The 17,466-nt window shown below is 68.2% G+C and carries 13 protein-coding genes; 4 read left to right on the plus strand and 9 right to left on the minus strand.

What is annotated here, in order from left to right; translation table 11 throughout:
- Positions 1–25: 25 nt before the first annotated feature.
- Positions 26–1,015, minus strand: coding sequence for a TerC family protein (locus P3L18_RS10055; protein WP_079929522.1), 990 nt, complete (start codon positions 1,013–1,015; stop codon positions 26–28).
- A 266-nt stretch (positions 1,016–1,281) separates the two neighbouring features.
- On the opposite strand from P3L18_RS10055, the gene P3L18_RS10060 reads away from it, so the two are divergent.
- The gene (locus tag P3L18_RS10060) at positions 1,282–1,713 is read left to right on the plus strand and encodes an MmcQ/YjbR family DNA-binding protein (protein WP_276113997.1); all 432 of its coding nucleotides are present in this window, start codon (positions 1,282–1,284) and stop codon (positions 1,711–1,713) included.
- Positions 1,714–1,729: 16 nt separating this feature from the next.
- Here P3L18_RS10060 and P3L18_RS10065 read toward each other — a convergent pair whose 3' ends face one another.
- Positions 1,730–4,558 carry a DNA translocase FtsK gene (locus P3L18_RS10065; protein ID WP_276113999.1) on the minus strand — a complete coding sequence of 943 codons (2,829 nt, stop codon included), beginning with the start codon at positions 4,556–4,558 and terminating at the stop codon, positions 1,730–1,732.
- Between P3L18_RS10065 and P3L18_RS10070 the strand changes: the two genes are divergently transcribed.
- Positions 4,542–4,883, plus strand: a complete 342-nt coding sequence (locus tag P3L18_RS10070; protein WP_035734861.1) for a hypothetical protein — start codon at positions 4,542–4,544, stop codon at positions 4,881–4,883. The genes P3L18_RS10065 and P3L18_RS10070 overlap by 17 nt on opposite strands.
- 160 nt (positions 4,884–5,043) lie before the next feature.
- Here P3L18_RS10070 and P3L18_RS10075 read toward each other — a convergent pair whose 3' ends face one another.
- From P3L18_RS10075 to thyX, 5 genes are all read right to left on the minus strand, one after another.
- Positions 5,044–5,679 carry a TIGR03085 family metal-binding protein gene (locus P3L18_RS10075; RefSeq protein ID WP_006371404.1) on the minus strand — a complete coding sequence of 212 codons (636 nt, stop codon included), beginning with the start codon at positions 5,677–5,679 and terminating at the stop codon, positions 5,044–5,046.
- A gap of 69 nt (positions 5,680–5,748) precedes the next feature.
- Positions 5,749–6,573: a tyrosine-protein phosphatase gene (locus P3L18_RS10080; RefSeq protein WP_276114000.1), complete on the minus strand. Its 825-nt coding sequence runs from the start codon at positions 6,571–6,573 to the stop codon at positions 5,749–5,751.
- A gap of 200 nt (positions 6,574–6,773) precedes the next feature.
- The gene (locus tag P3L18_RS10085) at positions 6,774–8,786 is read right to left on the minus strand and encodes a ribonuclease J (RefSeq protein WP_276114001.1); all 2,013 of its coding nucleotides are present in this window, start codon (positions 8,784–8,786) and stop codon (positions 6,774–6,776) included.
- Positions 8,783–9,691, minus strand: coding sequence for a 4-hydroxy-tetrahydrodipicolinate synthase (dapA, locus tag P3L18_RS10090; protein ID WP_276114002.1), 909 nt, complete (start codon positions 9,689–9,691; stop codon positions 8,783–8,785). The genes P3L18_RS10085 and dapA overlap by 4 nt, the downstream gene beginning before the upstream one ends.
- A 109-nt stretch (positions 9,692–9,800) precedes the next feature.
- Complete coding sequence (gene thyX, locus P3L18_RS10095) at positions 9,801–10,553, minus strand: FAD-dependent thymidylate synthase (protein WP_006371400.1); 753 nt, start codon at positions 10,551–10,553, stop codon at positions 9,801–9,803.
- 267 nt (positions 10,554–10,820) lie between these two features.
- Between thyX and P3L18_RS10100 the strand changes: the two genes are divergently transcribed.
- Positions 10,821–12,533 (plus strand): alkaline phosphatase D family protein, encoded by a 1,713-nt coding sequence (locus P3L18_RS10100; RefSeq protein WP_276114003.1) that lies wholly within the window; start codon positions 10,821–10,823, stop codon positions 12,531–12,533.
- Between the two features lie 46 nt (positions 12,534–12,579).
- Here P3L18_RS10100 and P3L18_RS10105 read toward each other — a convergent pair whose 3' ends face one another.
- Positions 12,580–13,344, minus strand: coding sequence for an HAD-IIB family hydrolase (locus tag P3L18_RS10105; RefSeq protein ID WP_079929514.1), 765 nt, complete (start codon positions 13,342–13,344; stop codon positions 12,580–12,582).
- An 86-nt stretch (positions 13,345–13,430) separates the two neighbouring features.
- Positions 13,431–14,711 (minus strand): glycosyltransferase, encoded by a 1,281-nt coding sequence (locus P3L18_RS10110; protein ID WP_276114004.1) that lies wholly within the window; start codon positions 14,709–14,711, stop codon positions 13,431–13,433.
- 40 nt (positions 14,712–14,751) lie between these two features.
- Here P3L18_RS10110 and P3L18_RS10115 point away from each other — a divergent pair, with 40 nt between their 5' ends.
- A complete protein-coding gene (locus P3L18_RS10115) occupies positions 14,752–17,442 on the plus strand; it encodes a cytochrome P450 (RefSeq protein WP_276114005.1) in 2,691 nt (896 codons plus the stop codon).
- Positions 17,443–17,466 lie beyond the last annotated feature (24 nt).

Consider the following 17,466-nt stretch of genomic DNA (forward strand, 5'->3'; position numbering starts at 1 on the left):
GGCGGTCCGCACCGCACCGTCCCCATCACGCCGGCGGAACCGCTTTTTGTCGTCGCGAACTCACCAGACTCGCGACCGTCGTGATCACCAGGGTGCCGACGATGATGCCCAGCGAGAGCGGGGTGGAGATCTCCGGGACCGACAGGTGTTCGCCACCGTTGATGAACGGCAGGGTGTTCTCGTGCAATGCGTGCAGCACCAACTTGACGCCGATGAAGGCCAGGATGAACGACAGGCCGAAGGACAGGTACACCAGGCGGTCGAGCAAGCCGCCGAGCAGGAAGTACAGCTGACGCAGACCCATCAGGGCGAACGCGTTGGCGGTGAACACCAGGTAGGGCTGCTGGGTCAGTCCGTAGATCGCCGGGATGGAGTCGAGGGCGAAGAGGATGTCGGTGAAGCCGATGACGATGAGCACCAACAGCATCGGGGTGGCCATCCGCTTGCCCGAGATCCGGGTGAACAGGCGGTCGCCATCGTAGGTGTCCGAGGTGCGCAGGACACGCTTGACGAACCGTTCCAGACGCGATTCGCGTTGCTCCTCGTGCTCAACCGGATCGTCGCTCTCCCGCAGCAACTTGATGGCGGTGAAGATCAGGAACGCACCGAACAGGTAGAACACCCAGCTGTAGGCGTTGATCGCGGCGGCACCGACGGCGATGAACAGACCGCGCAGCACCAGCGCCATGACGATGCCGAGCAGTAGCACCTTCTGCTGGTATTCCTTCGGCACGGCGAACTTCGACATGATGATGACGAAGACGAACAGGTTGTCGACCGACAGTGCCTTCTCGGTGACGTACCCGGCGAAATACTCACCGCCGTAGGTCGATCCCCATTTCCACCACACGAATCCGCCGAAGATGACGGCGATCGTGATGTAGATGGCCGACCACATGCCCGACTCCTTGAGGGAGGGAGCATGCGGAACCCGGACGTGGGCGAAGAAATCGAAGACGAACAGACCCAGGATCACCAGACACGTGATGATCCACATCGTGGTCGAGACTTGCATGAGCGATCTACCTCCAGCGCGCAGCACAAAGTTGGTTGCGATGCCAGAGGTCTCTCCCGCCGATGGACGACCGGGGGTCCGGGCCACGGTCCGAAGGTGATCGGCACCTTCGGAATCCGCGACCGTATTGACGGACCCGCCGCGAGATGGGGATACTCCCCTCTTCGATCTGCGACCACCCTACACGATGTCCGTTTCGACCGGTTCGGCTGGCGCGGAACCGAAAGTGTGAATCACAGCGGCGACCGATCCGACGGCACCCTACGATGGCGGTCATGGCGCGACACCGGTCCCGCGCGGCCAACGTGGATGACCTTCACACCGCGGCCCGGTCGATGCCGCACGTCACCGAGGCGAACGACGATCCCGATCGTCCGATCTATCAGGTCGGCGGCAAGAGTTTCGTGTTCTTCCGTACGCCGCGCCCGGACGCGGTGGACGAGTCGGGCCACCGATACGACGACGTCGTCGTGCTATGGGTGCCCTCGGAGGCCGACAAGCAGGCGCTGGTGCAGGACCCGAGGTCGCCGTTCTTCACGACGGCGCACTTCGAGGGTCACCCGTCGGTGCTGCTGCGGACGTCACGGATCGGTGAGATCTCGGTCGACGAGCTGACCGAGATCGTCACCGATGCCTGGCTGTCGCGGGCCTCGGCGCGACGCGCACGCGACTGGCTCGCCGCGCACGGCGACTCCTGAGACCGCAGGCCCGGTTCTACTCGGGCGCGGTGTCGCCGTCCTGATCCCCACCGCCGTTGATCGACGCGATGACGCCGGCCAGATCCTCCGGTTTCACCAGCACCTCACGGGCCTTGGATCCCTCGCTCGGTCCGACGACCCCCCGGGTCTCCATCAGATCCATGAGTCGTCCGGCCTTGGCGAAGCCGACACGCAGCTTTCGCTGCAGCATCGAGGTCGAACCGAACTGGCTGCTGACGACCAACTCGATCGCCTGGAGCAAGTCGTCGAGATCGTTGCCGATATCGGAGTCGATGTCCTTCTTGTCGCCGGCCTTGGCAGCGGTGACGCCCTCGGTGTACTCGGGCTCGGCCTGCTCCTTGGCATAGTCGACGACGGCGCTGATCTCCTCGTCGGTGATGAACGCGCCCTGCATGCGGATCGGCTTGTTGGCCCCCATCGGCAGGAACAGTCCGTCGCCCATGCCGATGAGCTTCTCCGCGCCCGGTTGGTCGAGGATGACGCGCGAATCGGTCAGCGACGACGTCGCGAAGGCCAGCCGGGAGGGCACGTTGGTCTTGATCAGGCCCGTCACCACGTCCACCGACGGACGCTGGGTGGCCAGCACCAGATGGATACCCGCGGCGCGGGCCTTCTGGGTGATACGCACGATCGCGTCCTCGACGTCGCGTGGGGCGGTCATCATCAGGTCGGCGAGCTCGTCGACGATCGCCACGATGTAGGGATACGGCTTGTACACGCGCTCGGAACCGAGTGGCGTGGTGATCTCACCGGAACGTACCTTCGCGTTGAAGTCGTCGATGTGGCGCACCCGGGACGCCTTCATGTCCTGGTAGCGCTGCTCCATCTCCTCCACCAGCCACGCCAAGGCGGCCGCGGCCTTCTTCGGCTGGGTGATGATCGGGGTGATCAGATGCGGGATGCCCTCATACGGCGTCAACTCGACCATCTTCGGGTCGATGAGGATCATCCGCACCTGTTCGGGTGTGGCCCGGGTGAGCAACGAGACAAGCATCGAGTTCACGAAGCTCGACTTGCCCGACCCGGTCGAGCCGGCGACCAACAGGTGCGGCATCTTCGCGAGGTTCGCACTGACGAAGTCACCCTCGATGTCCTTGCCGAGGCCGATGACCAGCGGATGGCCGTCTTTGCGCGTCGACGGCGCGGTGAGGACGTCGGCAAGACGCACCATCTCGCGATCGGAGTTGGGTACCTCGATACCGACCGCCGATTTGCCCGGGATCGGCGCGAGGAGTCGCACGTTGTCGGTGGCCACCGCATAGGCGATATTGCGTTGCAGGGCGGTGATCTTCTCGACCTTGACCCCCGGACCGAGTTCGACCTCGTAGCGGGTGACCGTCGGCCCACGCGTGTAACCGGTGACCGCGGCGTCGATCTTGAACTGTTCGAGAACACCGGTGACACGGTCGATCATGTCCTCGTTGGAGCTGCTGCCCTGCTTCGGCGGGTCGCCCTCGATCAGCAGCGTGGTCGGCGGCAGCCGATAGTCGCCGTCGGCGGGCTCGACCGTGAACGGCTCGTCCGCGTCGTCGTCGACGGGGGTCGGCGCCGGGGCAGGCGGAGTTGTCGCGGGCGGCGTGGCGCGTGTGGGCTTCGCGGTGTCCGAGGTCGCCCGGGCGGTGGACCGGTTGCGCGCGCGCCGCGGCGCCGGTGGCTCACCGAGCGGTTCGGTGACCTCGTCGACGAACGGATCGGTGGTGGCGTCATCGCCGAAACTCTCCGTCGTCGCCGACGCCAGTACGTCGCCGGCACTGACCGGTGCCGGACGACGAGATCGGCGTGCGCGCCGCGGGCTCTCGGCGTTCGGGTCCGGTGGGTAGTTGTCGTAGGGATCGGGAGAGTAGCCCGGGTCGCCCGCGGGACGACCGCGTCGTGCGGACGACCCGCCGAACCGATCGCCGGACCCGAAGTCGTCACGATCGTAGGCGTTGGGGTCATGGGCGTCAGGGTCATAGGAGTTGGGGTCGTCGGCCAGATCGACGTCGGCGTCCCATGGCAGTTCGTCGTCGGTGTCCCAGTCGTCGACACCTGCGGTCAGGCCGAGGTAGGTGCGCACTGCGTCGAGCACGTCACGTACCGTCCGGCCACTGATGACGAGAACGCCAAAGGCCATGCACAACAACAGAATCGGCACCGACACCCACGCCGTGGCACCGGCGGTGAGCGGCGTGCCGACGGCAAACCCGAGGAACCCTCCGGCACCCGATCGACCGTCGAGATCAGTCGGCGACCCCGCCACCAGATGGATGAGTCCCAGCAACGGCAACACGATGAGCAGCGCGGCACCGATGTAGCGGCCCCGACGCACCGGGTTCGGCGGTCGTCGCATCAGGATGATCGCCGCAGCGACCAGTGCAACCGGGATCAGGACCGCCAACGACCCGACGATCGCACGTATCAGCGCATTGATGAAGGCACCGGCAGGACCGGCGGCGCCGAACCACACTCCCGCCGCGATGAGCACGGCGAGCGCCAGCAACCCGAGGGCCACACCATCGCGCCGGTGTGTGTGGCCGCCGACGTCGCCGGTGGCCGACGCGCGGTCGCGCTGTGCACGCCGGTCGCCAGCGCGTCGTCCGCCACGGGGGCCGGCGCCGAGATCGGGATCGTCGTACTCTGCGGCTGCCTCGACGTCGTCGTAGAAGTCATCGTTGTGGAGGTCGTCGTTGTGGAGGTCGTCGTCGTGGAAGTCATCGAGATCGGTATCCCGGTTCGACGGTCCCCGGCGCCCCGAGCCCGCACGGGCGACACCACCGACTCCGCGTGCCAGGAGTCCCCAACCGGCTCCGATGCCCTTGCCGACACCCTTGCCCACAGCACCCACGGCGCCCGCACCCGAGCTTCGCCGCGAGATGTCGGCCGACGCGGCCGCACTCGACCGCGACGTCCCACGAGAGGTGCCCGACGTGCGTGTCTTGCCCGCGGTGGCGCTGCGCGCACCCGACCGGGTCGAACGCGTGCCGGCCGAACTCGCCTTCCCGGACTTCGAGGTCGCCTTGGCGCTCGCGCCGTTCTTCGACCGGGAAGCCGACGCCGACGTACGTGACCGCGCCGATGTCCCTGACCGTGCGGACGAGGACCCCCCCGACGCACGGGATGCGGACGTGCGCGTGCCAGTGCTCGCTCTCGAAGCCATGCCGACAGACTAGTCGGCAATGATCACCTCAGTCACACGGGCAACACCGGCAACACCGGCGCGTGTCGAATTCGTGACCCGCGACGTGGCGGTTTCGGCACCGTCCCGTTCCGGAAGCCGCCGCACTCAGAGGGAGAACAGCCACTCAGAGGGAGAACAGCACAGTGCGGCGATCAGAAGCCGTGGGCCGCCGCCTTCACCGCATCGATCCGTCCGGGATCGCCGTCGAAGGTCACCGCCACCGGTGTCCGCCCCGTGGCGAACAGCAGCAACTCCCCGGGCGTACCCGTGACCGTCACCGGCTCTCCGCTACCGCCCGAGGCGAGGTCAGCGCCGTCGGTGCTGCGCAGCGTGACCCGAGCGGGCATCGAGCGCAGCGTCATCTTGCTCATCGACCGCAACGGCATGCGCAGAGCGTCCTGGAGTCCGGGGTCGAGGACGCGCGGAACCCACTCACTGTCGGGGTCGGCGGCACCGCGCAGCACGTCCTCGTGATGGATGAACATCTCGGCCAGATTCGCCCACCGGTCCAGTGGGCGCATGGGTGAGAAGATCGGTGGACCGGAGGCGAGGTCGGCAAGCAGTTTGTCCCAGTCGGTGTCGGCGGCCACCGACGCCTGCACCTTCTCGGTGTATCCGGCGAGGGGTTTGATCAGAATTCCCGGTGCGGCGTCGAGCCTGCGTTCCCGGACCACGAGATGCGCGGCGAGATCGCGCGTGGTCCATCCGGCGCAGAGGGTCGGCGCGTCCGGCCCCACCTCACGCATCGAGTCGACAAGGGCACGGCGTTCATCCTGTGCGAAGCTCACTCCCCAACGCTACTGGCTGCGGCCGGCGACCGTCGGTCACCGCGCCCCGATATCGCGGCGGGGCCGGTGTCAGCGAGCCGGGATCAGCAGTGTGTGGCGCAGCGCGTCGACATCGGCGTCGCTCAGGCCCAGCCCGTGATGCACGTAGTTGTCGAAGCTTCCGTAGGTCGTGCGCACCGCACCGAAGGCGGTGTCGAGCAGTCCGAGGTTCACGCCGTTGAGCGGGTCCGTGGCGGACGCGTGCCGGAACCGGTTGCTGGCGAGGTAGTCGGCGTCGACGACCGAGCGGTCCACCCCGAGGATGGTCAACAGCACTGCGGCGAGCCAACCGGTCCGGTCCTTGCCGGCGGTGCAGTGGAACAGTACGGCGCCACCGTCGGCGACCGTGCGCTGGATGGACAGCAGTGAATCGCGAAACGCCTGCCGCGCCACGGGGTTCACCACGAACTGGCGATACGCGGAACCGATGTCGATGAGGTGGGTGGTCGGTGCTGTCCGCAGGACGTCGAACGACTCGACCGCGGTGCCGGGCACGGACTTGTCGGGCTGCAGCCGGGTCTCGAACGCGGTACGCAGATCGATGATCGTGCGGACTCCGCGCCGCCGGAGCTCGGTGATCCCGCGGTCGTCGATCGTGGAGAGGTTCGCGCTGCGGATGACCTTGTCGGTGATGCCCGCGCCGTCGGCGGTGCGGTAGTCGTGCAACGTTCGGGCGTTGGTGACCCCGCCGAGGTCGACTGCCTGCGGTTGCGGGGTCGCTGTTGTCGACACCGCGGGCGGGGCGGCGCCGACGGGGGCCGCGATGGTCGCCGCCGGGGCGAAGATCCCGAACGCCGTACAAGCCACCGCCACGGCACGCACGTGCCACCGATACCGCTCGCCGATCACCGTCACCACGCCACTCCTGCCCGTCCGGCCGCCGCCCGTCCGGCGGCGATCACGCGGGGAGGCTACCACCGGCGCGTGAACGGTGAGGAGAGCGCCGGATGAACCGGGGGGACGTCCGGATGGTCGCGCGTCGGACATGTCGGACATTCCGGAGTCGTTGACACGCAAGGAGTCTCGACAGATCGACGCGTTCGGGTCAGTCGCGGTCAGTCGCCCACGGCGAGCACCGTCGGCACGATCATCGGTCGGCGCCGATAGGTGTCGGCCACCCACCGGCCCACCGTCCGGCGGATGCCCTGCGCGATGCGGTGGGTGTCGGAGACGCCCTCGGCGGCCAGCGTGTCGAGCACCTGATCGACGAGGTCGGCAGCGGATTTGAGGGCGTCCGGATCGTCGGAGAAGCCGCGACCGGAGACCTCGGGGGTGCTCACCGCACGCCCGGTGGTGGAGTCGACAGCGACGGTGATCGCGATGAACCCGCCCTCGCCGAGGACGAGTCGTTCCGACAGCGTCGATTCACCGACGTCACCGACGGACAGACCGTCGACGTAGACATGGCCGACCGGGACGCGGCCGACGATCTGCGCCTGCCCGTCCACGAGGTCGACGACGACGCCGTCCTCGGCGAGCATGATCCGATCCGGGTTCACCCCGGTGGCCTCGGCGAGCGCGGCGTTCGCGCGGAGGTGACGCCACTCGCCGTGCACCGGCATGGCATTGCTCGGCCGGACCGCGTTGTAGAGATAGAGCAGTTCGCCGGCCGACGCATGGCCGGAGACGTGCACTTTGGCGCTCTGCTGGGTGATGACCGTGGCGCCCAGCTTCGCGAGGCCGTTGACGACCGCGAAGACCGAGTTCTCGTTGCCGGGGATGAGCGACGACGCGAGGACAACCAGGTCGGCGGAGCGGATGTTGATCTGCCGGTGCTCTCCGCGGGCCATCCGCGACAGCGCCGAGAGCGGCTCACCCTGCGATCCGGTGGAGATCAGCACCACCCGGTGGTCGGGCAGGGTTGCCGCGGTGTCCATGTCGACCTCGACACCGTCGGGCACGTGCAGATAACCGAGGTCCTGGGCGATCTGCATGTTGCGGACCATCGAGCGGCCGACGAAGGTGACCCGGCGGTTGTGGGTGTGCGCGACGTCGATGATCTGTTGAATGCGGTGCACGTGGCTGGCAAAGGAGGCGACGATGACCCGGCCACGCGCCTTGCCGATCACCTGGTCGAGCACTCCCCCGATCTGCCGCTCGGGGGTGACGAATCCCGGCACCTCGGCGTTGGTGGAGTCGACGAGGAACAGATCGACGCCTTCATCGCCGAGTCTGCTGAATCCGGCGAGGTCGGTGAGTCGGCCGTCGAGCGGCAGCTGGTCGAGCTTGATGTCGCCGGTGTGCAGGGCCAGTCCGGCCGGGGTCCGGATCGCGACGGCGATCGCATCCGGGATGGAGTGGTTCACCGCGAAGTACTCGCACTCGAAGGGGCCGTGCGTGGTCCGCTCGCCTTCGCGGACCTCGATGAGCTTGGGACGCAACCGATGTTCGCGGCACTTGGCCGCGACGAGTGCCAGCGTGAACTTGGATCCGACGACGGGGATGTCGCCACGCAGACGCAGCAGGAACGGGACCGCACCGATGTGATCCTCGTGCCCGTGGGTCAGGACGACCGCCTCGACGTCGTCCATCCGGTCCTCGATGTAGCGGAAGTCCGGGAGGATGAGGTCGACGCCGGGCTGCGCGTCCTCGGGGAACAGCACCCCGCAGTCGACGATCAGCAGTTTGCCGTTGTACTCGAACACCGTCATGTTGCGGCCGATCTCACCGATGCCGCCGAGGGCGACCACGCGCAGCGCGCCCTTCGGCAGTCGGCGCGGCGTACCGAGTCGATCGACGGGTGCCGGCGGCGTGGGGGTGCCGCGATCCCGGCCACCACCGCCTCGTGCACCTCGCGCGTTGTCGCGGCGCTCGTGCCGGCCGGACCGACGGGGTTCACCTCCACCCCGGTTCTCCGCCGGCGCCGACGCGGCGTGGCGGGCCGAATCCTGCTGCGCAGCCGCACTTTCGGACCCTCCGCCAGACGCTGAGGCCGTCGGGGGATCCACGGCGGGCGAGGCGGGGGCAGACGAGGCGGGGGCCGGTGAGCCGGCGGTATCGGTGGCGGGTGCGGGCTCGGGCGGTCCGGCCTGGCGTCGGGCGCTGCGGCGGCGCTGGGGGCCGGTCATCGGTCCAGCAATCCGGCCGTGCGGAGGTCGGCGATGAGCGACTCGATCTGCGGACCGTCGGCGGGTACCTGCGGGAGGCGTGGGTCCCCGACGTCGAGTCCGAGGATGCGCAACGACGCCTTGACCATGGTCACCCCTCCCAGCCGTCCCATCGCGTTGACGAGCGGGAGCATGGTGATGTTGATCGATCTGGCGGTCTGCAGATCACCCTTCTCCACGGCGATCTGCATGTCGCGCAGGCGATCTGCGACGAGATGGCCGATCACGCTGACGAAGCCGGTCGCGCCGATCGACAGCCACGGCAGGTTGAGCGCGTCCTCGCCCGAGAGGTACTCGAGGTCGGTGGAGGCGATCAGTCCCGCGGCCGAATGCAGATCACCCTTGGCGTCTTTGACGCCCTTGATCCGGGAGTGTTCGGCGAGTGCGAGCATCGTTTCGTTGGCGACCGGCACCACCGAGCGGGGCGGGATGTCGTAGATCAGGACGGGCAGGCTGGTCGCGTCCGCGACGGCGCGGAAGTGCGCGAGCAGACCCGCTTGGGGCGGCTTGGAGTAGTACGGCGTGACGACGAGCAGACCATGCGCGCCGGCTTTCTCCGAGGCCTGCGCGAAGCGGATGCTCTCGGCGGTGTCGTAGCTGCCCGCGCCCTGGGTGATGCGGGCGCGGTCGCCCACCGCGTCCAGAACGGTGCGCAGCAGCTCGATCTTCTCGTCGGGTGTGGTGGTCGGCGACTCACCGGTGGTGCCACTGACCACGAGTCCGTCACAACCCTTGCCGACCAGGTGGTCGGCCAGCTCGGCGGCCTTGTCCAGATCGAGCGAACCGTCGGGACGGAAAGGGGTGACCATCGCCACGACGTTGGTCCCGAACGGGTGCGCCTGTGGCTGCGACTCGGTTGCGCTCATGGTGGTCAAGATTACCGGGGCGCCGTGGCCCGCGGCCAATGGGCACTACGTGTCGCAGAAAGGCACGCCACCAGCACTTTGTGGGCCGCCGGTGCTGTACGGGAGGACCTCAGCCCTCGAGCACGAACGGTGAGGTCGCGACCTCGGTGCCGTCGGCGAGCGTGCCGATCTCGAAGTCACCGAAGACCGTCGGCGCGACCTGCATCAACTGGCGCAGGCATTCGACGGCGAGCTGGCGGATCTCGACGTCGGCGTGCTCGGTGGCGCGCATCCCGACGAAGTGGCGCCATGCTCGGTAGTTGCCGGTGACGACGATCTTGGTTTCGGTGGCGTTGGGCAATACCGACCGCGCGGCCTGCCGGGCCTGTTTCCGACGCAGGATCGCATTGGGGACGTCGGCGAACTTGGCCTCGAGTGCGGCGAGGAGTTCGGTGTAGGCGGCGCGGCTGGCGTCGGTGGCCTCGATGAACAAGCGCTCGAGTTCCGCGTCGCCGCTGATGGCCGGGGGCGCAACCACATTCGAATCGTGTTCGGGGACGAACCGCTGGGACAGTTGGGAGTACGAGAAGTGCCGGTGGCGGATGAGCTCGTGGGTGCACGATCGGGAGATGCCGGTGATGTAGAAGGTCACCGTCGCGTGCTCGAGAAGCGAGAGGTGCCCGACCTCGAGGATGTGGCGCAGGTAGCCGGCATTGGTCGCTGTCCGCGGATTCGGTTTGTCCCAGCTCTGGTAGCAGGCGCGACCGGCGAACTCGACCAGGGCCTCGCCGCCGTCGGCGTCGGTGGTCCAGGGCACGTCCGACGGCGCGGTGAACTCGGTGGCGGCCACCATCTGCACCCGCAACGGAACCATCTCGGACACGTCGCCTCCTCGTCACTCGCCTCACGCCATCGCCGCGTCCCCCGGGCGGGAGGAGAACGCAGTCATCGATTGTCCCACCGGCATCCATGGCGATTCCGCCCACCCCGTGCCGGACCGACCTGTTGTGCACACGACGGCGATCGCGATGAGCAGCAGGTGAATTCTCGGCGTCGCGTCGGTGTCACCACTGTGGCGACCAGCACCGATGCGAGCGCCACGCGAGGTCGACCATGGCGATATGTCGGAAATGCCGCACAATGATGCCCCGTGAACCAGCCGCGCGCGAACCCGACTGCTGTGAACCCGACTGCTGTGAACCCGCTCGGGCGACGACGGCTCCTGCAGACCGGTACAGCGCTGTGCGTGGCGAGCCCCCTCGCGGGCCCGTGGGCAACGAACGCGGTCGCTGCCCCGGTGACCACGCCGGCGGCGTCGGCCGTCTTCGCCCACGGCGTCGCCTCGGGTGATCCGCTGCCGGACCGGGTCATCCTCTGGACCCGGATCACTGCGACCGCCGACGCGGTGCCGGGCTCGGGACGTGGCGCGGGAGGCACCGTGCGGTGGGAGATCGCCCACGACGAGCGGTTCGCGACCGTCGCCGCGTCGGGATCGGTGAACGCCCTCGCCGAGCGCGACTTCACCGTCAAGGTCGATGCAGCAGGCCTCACGCCGGCCACCGAGTACCACTACCGGTTTCGGGTGACCTCCGGTCCGGCCACCGGGGCGGTGTCGCCGGTGGGCCGCACCCGCACCGCACCGCCATCCGACGCCGATGTGTCGCGGGTGCGCTTCGGGGTGGTCTCGTGCGCGAATTGGGAGGCCGGGTACTTCGGCGCGTACCGGCATCTGCGCTCCCACCGAGACCTGCACGCCATCGTCGCGCTCGGTGACTATCTCTACGAGTACGGCACCGGTGAGTACACCGGCAAAACCGGTGCGGTGCGCACACATTCACCGCGGCACGAGATCGTCACCCTCGCCGATTACCGAATCCGCCACGCGCAGTACAAGACCGACCCGGACCTCGCGGAGCTCCATCGTGTTCTGCCCTGGATCTGCACCTGGGACGATCACGAATCCGCCAACGACACGTGGGCCGAGGGCGCCGAGAACCACTCGCCCGACGAGGGCGCGTGGGCGACGCGTAAGGCCGCCGCCGAACGCGCGTACCACGAGTGGATGCCGGTACGCGCGGCCGCCGACGACTCGGGCACCCACCTCTATCGCCGGTTGCGCTTCGGCCGGTTGCTCGACCTGTCGATGCTCGACCTGCGCACCTACCGCGACCGGCAGGTGTCGATGTCGTCGAATCGCATCGACGACCCGGCCCGGTCCATCATCGGAGCCGCCCAGATGCGTTGGCTCACCGACGGTCTCGCGTCCTCGGCGGCGCGATGGAAGATCGTGGGCAATCCCGTGATGATCGCACCGGTGTTGCTGCCTCCGCTCGACACACGCACCACCGCCGCACTCACCGAATCCCTCGGGCTGCCCGCCGAGGGATTGCCCTACAATCCCGATCAGTGGGACGGCTACACCGCCGATCGTCGGCGCCTGCTCGACTCGATCCGGTCGAACAAGGTGACCAACGTGGTCTTCATCACCGGCGACATCCACTCGTCATGGGCGTGTGACATCCCGGTCGATGCCGCCGACTATCCGGGAAGCGGTTCGGTGGCAACCGAACTCGTCGTCACCTCGGTCACCTCCAGCAACATCGACGACATCCTCGGCGTACCCGAGCACACCGCGGGTGCCGCGGTCTCGCCGGCACTGATGGCGGCCAACCGGCACGTCCGGTGGAACGACTTCGACGCCCACGGATATGCCGTGCTGACCGTGACGCCGTCTGCGGCACAGATGGACTGGTGGTTCGTCACCGACAAGACCGATGCGCGGACCGGTCGGTATCACGGCCGCTCGTACCGGGTGATGGCCGGATCGTCACGCGTGCAACCGGCCGCGGCGCCGATCAACTGAGCATTTCCCCACTACCCGGTTCGCAAACCCGAACGGGGGCGGTGGCTCAGTTGTCCAGCAGCGCAACGAGTTTGCCGTGAGTGTCCTCCCAGCCCTCGACCGCGACGGAGGTGATGCCGATGTCCTGGACGGGGCGGTCGTTGCCGCCCTCGTCGAGCCGGTCCCCGAAGAACAGGATGTCATCGAGGCCCAGGTCGAGGATCTCCATGAGTTTGCGTGCGCCGTAGGCCTTGTCGATGCCCTTGCGGGTCACGTCCACCGATGTCGACCCGCCGCTGCGGACCTCCAGATCCGGAAGTCGTTCGGCGGCATAGGCCCGCAGCGATTCCTTCTTCGCGCCGTCGGGGTCCCAGGCTTTCTTGGCGTCCACCGGCGCCGACTGTCCCAGCGCCGAGTAGGTGATCTGGCTGCCGCGGTCCTCCAGGATCGGGCCCCAGGTCTCGGTCTCCCAGAGCCCGAGTTCCTTCGCGCCGGTCTCCAGGGCGTCGAGGGTGCGTTGCTTCTCGTCGTCGGTGAGGTCCTCGGCGTACACGGTCTCCCACTGTCCGGCGGAGTACCGGACGTACTGGGTGCCGCAGGTGGGCATCAGGTGCAGGTTGGCGACTTCCTCGACGCCACCGATCCGGTCGAGGACCTGGGCGCGGAACTGCTCGTAGCGCCCCCCGGAGATGATGCACACCAGTGACCGCTGCAGCAGCCGCCGCAACACCTCGACCATCGCGTCGTCGAGCGGACTCTTCGACGGCGCGAGCGTGTCGTCGAGGTCGAACATCACCAGCGCATAGTCGTGATCGCCGAAGGTCACCGTCATCGTCGTGTCTCACCTCTGTTGTGTGGATGTATTCGCGTGGTCGGTGCACAAGCATGTCATCGCTGACCGGCTGCCGCCATTCCGCCTCACGCGGCGGCCTCGACGATGTCGGCCGTGCGTGCGGTGGCGTCGGAGTGCTCGGTCAGTCGTGCCGCGAACCGGGCCGCGCGATCGACGGTCTCGGGGCGCAGGATGGCGCGGAGAGCATCGGTCAGCGAATCGGCGTCGAGGTCGGCGAACGGGAGGTGCCCGCCCACCCCGAGCCGGGTCACCTGCCCACCCCACATCGGCTGGTCGAACGACACCGAACAGATCAGTGTCGGAATGCCCGCGCGCAGACTCTCGAAGGTCGTGCCGATCCCACCGTGATGCACCGCTGCCGCACATCGGGGAAAGATCAGATCGTGTGCAAGCGCACCGGTGACCATCACGTCGCTGTCGGCGACGCCGCGAGAGCCCGGATCGAGATCACTCCACCCCGCGCTGACGAGGATGCGCACGCCGAGCCGTGCGGCGACCGTCCGCATCATGGCGACGGTGGCCGATGCGTCACGGATCGGCATGCTGCCGAAGCCGCAGTACACCGGCCGGCTCCCGGCCCCGATCCACTTGGTCACCTCGGCATGGTCACCGTCGAGGTCGCCGACCGCGGCACGTGTGTCGGGTTCCAGCGGCAGGAACCCGACGAGCGGTCGTCGGTGCCCCCATTCCTCGGCCAGGCCGGGCACCAGCGCGCGATCGTAGATCTGGATCTCCGGAATCCCTCGGCGAGCACACATCTGGGCGGGAATGGCCAGACTCCGACGTAGCCCCAATTCCGTGCGCAACGCAGTCAGGTATCGCAGGAAGACGAGCCGACGGACGTTGTCGGCGAGCAGCCATGTCGCGCGGTTCACCGCCGCGGGCGGTGTCATCGTCGGTGGCAGCGCACCCGGGAACGGATAGCTGCGGCTCGGCCGCCCCGGGAATCCGTGCATCGTCACCATCGGGATGTCGAAGGCCTCGGTCACCGACGCCGCACGATCCTCGGTCAGCAGCGTCGCAACCACCACGTCGGCACCCCGACAGACCTCGATCACCTCCGTGTTCATCCGAGACGCATAGTCGGCCATCTGCGCACCGACCAGTCGCATCAATGCCAGGCTGCTGCCCGCGGCCAACGCGCGTTGCCCCTCGTCGGAGGAATACAGTTGTGCCACATCGGGTCCGCAGCTCACCGCGTCGAGACCGGCACGACGGGTGAAGTCGAGGAGATTCGGTGGCGCTCCGACGAGGACGTCATGCCCGCGCCTGCGCAGTTCCACCCCCAGCGCCACGGCCGGCTGGACGTCTCCGCGTGTTCCCGTCAACGGGATCGCAATCCTCATGTGACTCCTTTCGATTGCGGTGTGGATTACCCTGCAGACAATGCGACCCGACAGTGCGACGCCCGACCCCGGCGAGCCGACGGCGCCCGAGCCCGGCGAGTCCACGGCGCCCGAACCCGGCGGAATGCCCCCCGACCGGCTGCACATCGCCATGTTCGCCGACTTCCCGCCGGGATCGCTCGGTGGCATCTCGACGGCCGTGGACGACCAGCGTCGGGCACTCGAACGCCTCGGCCATCGGGTGACGGTGTTCGCGCCGGCACCGACCGATCCGGAGGCCGCCGTGCCCACCTGGCTCGTGGCCGTCCCCGCACCGCGGGCGCTGTCGGTCAACGGATTTCCGTTCGTCGTGCCCACCCGCGGAGTCCTCGCGGCGGTCGAAAGAGAACTGATCCGGCATTCCCCGGTCGACGTCGTGCACGTGCACACCACCTATGGGGTTGCGATCCTCGGCGCCAAAGTCGCCCGCCGGCACCGAATCCCACTGGTCCAGACGATGCACAGCCGCGACGACGTGTTCGTCGAACGCACCTCCCCCGCGCCTTGGGCGTCCGCGGTGGGAATGCGAATCCTGCACCGTTGCCTCGTCTCCCCCCGCCTGTTGACCCACGGCGGAGGGGTCGCGCGGGTTGCCGAGTCCCGCACCGCACGGCAGGTGTGGCACATGATGCTTGCGCAGGCGCGTACCGCCGACGTGGTGATCGCACCGACCCAGCACTTTGCCGACCGATTGCGCCGCCATGGTCTCTCGGGTGACATCCGGGTCGTCTCCGGCGGTGTCGACGACGATCTCCTGGCCACACTGCCGCAACGGTCGGCTCACAGCCACGACGATCCGCTCAGATTGCTGTGGTGCGGCCGGATCTCCGCGGAGAAGCGTCCGATGGTGGCCGTCGAGGCGGTCGCGTCGACCCCGGGATGCACCCTCGACATCCTGGGCAGCGGCGATCAGGAGCACCACATCCGTACCCTCGTCGACGAATTCGGGCTGCGACAACGTATTCGGTTGCTCGGTTCGACCGACCGGGCCGGAGTACTGGCCGCGATGGCCGACGCCGACGCGCTGTTGTTCACCTCGGCCGGATTCGACACCCAGGGACTGGTCCTGCTCGAGGCCGCCGCTGCCGGTCTCCCGGTGATCTACTGCGATCCCGACCTCGACGAGACGGTGCCCACCGGCGGCGGGCTGCGCGCCGCCGATCCGTCGGCCGATTCCGTCGCCGCGGTCATCGCAGCGGTACTCGCCTACCCGGCACGACTCGCTGCTGCACGAGATGCGTTGTCCGACAAAGCAGTCCCCCAGTCCCGAATGACCCGGCAGACCATCGGGATCTACCGGGAACTCGTCGGTACCGAGCGACTGCGCCGAGGAAGTATGCCTGTGCGGCCCGAGGACGTCCCGAGCGCGCCCGGGCGCGTACCCGGGCTCGGCCACAGCGTCGTCGCCCTGCGACAGGGACTGCATTTCATCGTCGGCCTGGGCCGTATCGGCCCGGTGGTGCGCGTGGACCTCGGGACCCGGCCCGCCTATCTGGTCACGACTCCGGAACTGATCCGGCAGATCGGTTTTCGGACCGCAGGCGAGTTCCACCGCGCCGATCTGCAGGAGGCGATGCACGAGGCGATCCGGGAGGCCTCCAATGTCCTCAGTGGCCGACGCCACGAGATGCGCAGACGTCAGATGGCACCGGCGTTGCGGGCGCGTCGGCTGGCGCGGTATGCGGTCACCACGGCCGCCATCGCCGACGACTGGTCGCGCGGTCTGCCCCATGAGCGTCCGGTGGACCTGCGGACCGAGGCGCACGGTCTGATCCTGCAGACCGTCACCTCGACGCTGTTTCGTGCCGACTTCGGCGCCGACGCGCTCGATCGGGTTCGCGAAACCGTGCCCTGGTTGCTCGGCGAGGTGATCATCCGCGGCGCACTGCCCGCCCCCGTCCGCCGGATGCGGATGCGCGCGAACCGGCGTTTCGCGCGGGATTCGGCGATGCTGCGCGAGGCCATCGGCGCCGTCGTTCGCCGCTACCGAAGCCAAGGCGTCGATCACGGCGACGTCCTGTCGGTCCTCGTCGGACACACCGACGAGGACACCGGAATCGGCCTGTCCGACGACGAGATCATCGACGAACTGCTGCTGATGGTGGCCGCCGGCGTCGGTTCGACGGCATCGATCCTGGCCTGGGTGTGGTACGAGGTCGCCCGCAACCCGCACGTGAGTTCCCTTGTTGCACAAGAGGTCGAACGCGTCGTCGGCGAGGGACCGGTACACCCCGACCACCTCGAACAGCTCACCTACCTGCGTCGGGTCGTGGCCGAGACACTGCGGATGTGGGGGCCGTGGATCAGCAGTCAGACCGCCGACGGGCCGGTGACCCTCGGCGACGACGAGACCGGCCGACTCACCCTGCCGGACGGTTCGACGGTGATCTACAGCCCGTACCTCGTCCTGCACGACCCACGGTTCTACACCGATCCGGAGACCTTCGACCCGGACCGATGGCAGCCGGACCGAGCCGAGTATCTCGACCGGAAAGCCGATCTCGCTTTCGGTGTGGGAGAACGCCATTGCCCGGGAAACACGTTCGCGATCTCGACGATCCTGTTGTGCTCGGCAGCCCTGTACTCGCGCTGGACCGTCCGGCCGGCCGGACGCCGCCGGGTCAGGCCATCGACCACCGATTTCGTCGCCGCCCCCTCGCAGGTCCGGGTGCGCCTCGAGCCGAGGCGATGAGCGAGCGCTGGTCATCGGTGAGTC

Origin of the sequence: Gordonia sp. N1V (assembly GCF_029269935.1) — a bacterium.
Taxonomy (GTDB): domain Bacteria; phylum Actinomycetota; class Actinomycetes; order Mycobacteriales; family Mycobacteriaceae; genus Gordonia; species Gordonia polyisoprenivorans.

Coding starts and splice junctions, on each gene's coding strand:
- P3L18_RS10085 (WP_276114001.1), bottom strand. CDS start 8,786: ATGACCGGCCCCCAGCGCCGCCGCAGCGCCCGACGCCAGGCCGGACCG.
- P3L18_RS10115 (WP_276114005.1), top strand. CDS start 14,752: ATGCGACCCGACAGTGCGACGCCCGACCCCGGCGAGCCGACGGCGCCC.
- P3L18_RS10055 (WP_079929522.1), bottom strand. CDS start 1,015: ATGCAAGTCTCGACCACGATGTGGATCATCACGTGTCTGGTGATCCTG.
- P3L18_RS10060 (WP_276113997.1), top strand. CDS start 1,282: ATGGCGGTCATGGCGCGACACCGGTCCCGCGCGGCCAACGTGGATGAC.
- dapA (WP_276114002.1), bottom strand. CDS start 9,691: ATGAGCGCAACCGAGTCGCAGCCACAGGCGCACCCGTTCGGGACCAAC.
- P3L18_RS10105 (WP_079929514.1), bottom strand. CDS start 13,344: ATGACGGTGACCTTCGGCGATCACGACTATGCGCTGGTGATGTTCGAC.
- P3L18_RS10110 (WP_276114004.1), bottom strand. CDS start 14,711: ATGAGGATTGCGATCCCGTTGACGGGAACACGCGGAGACGTCCAGCCG.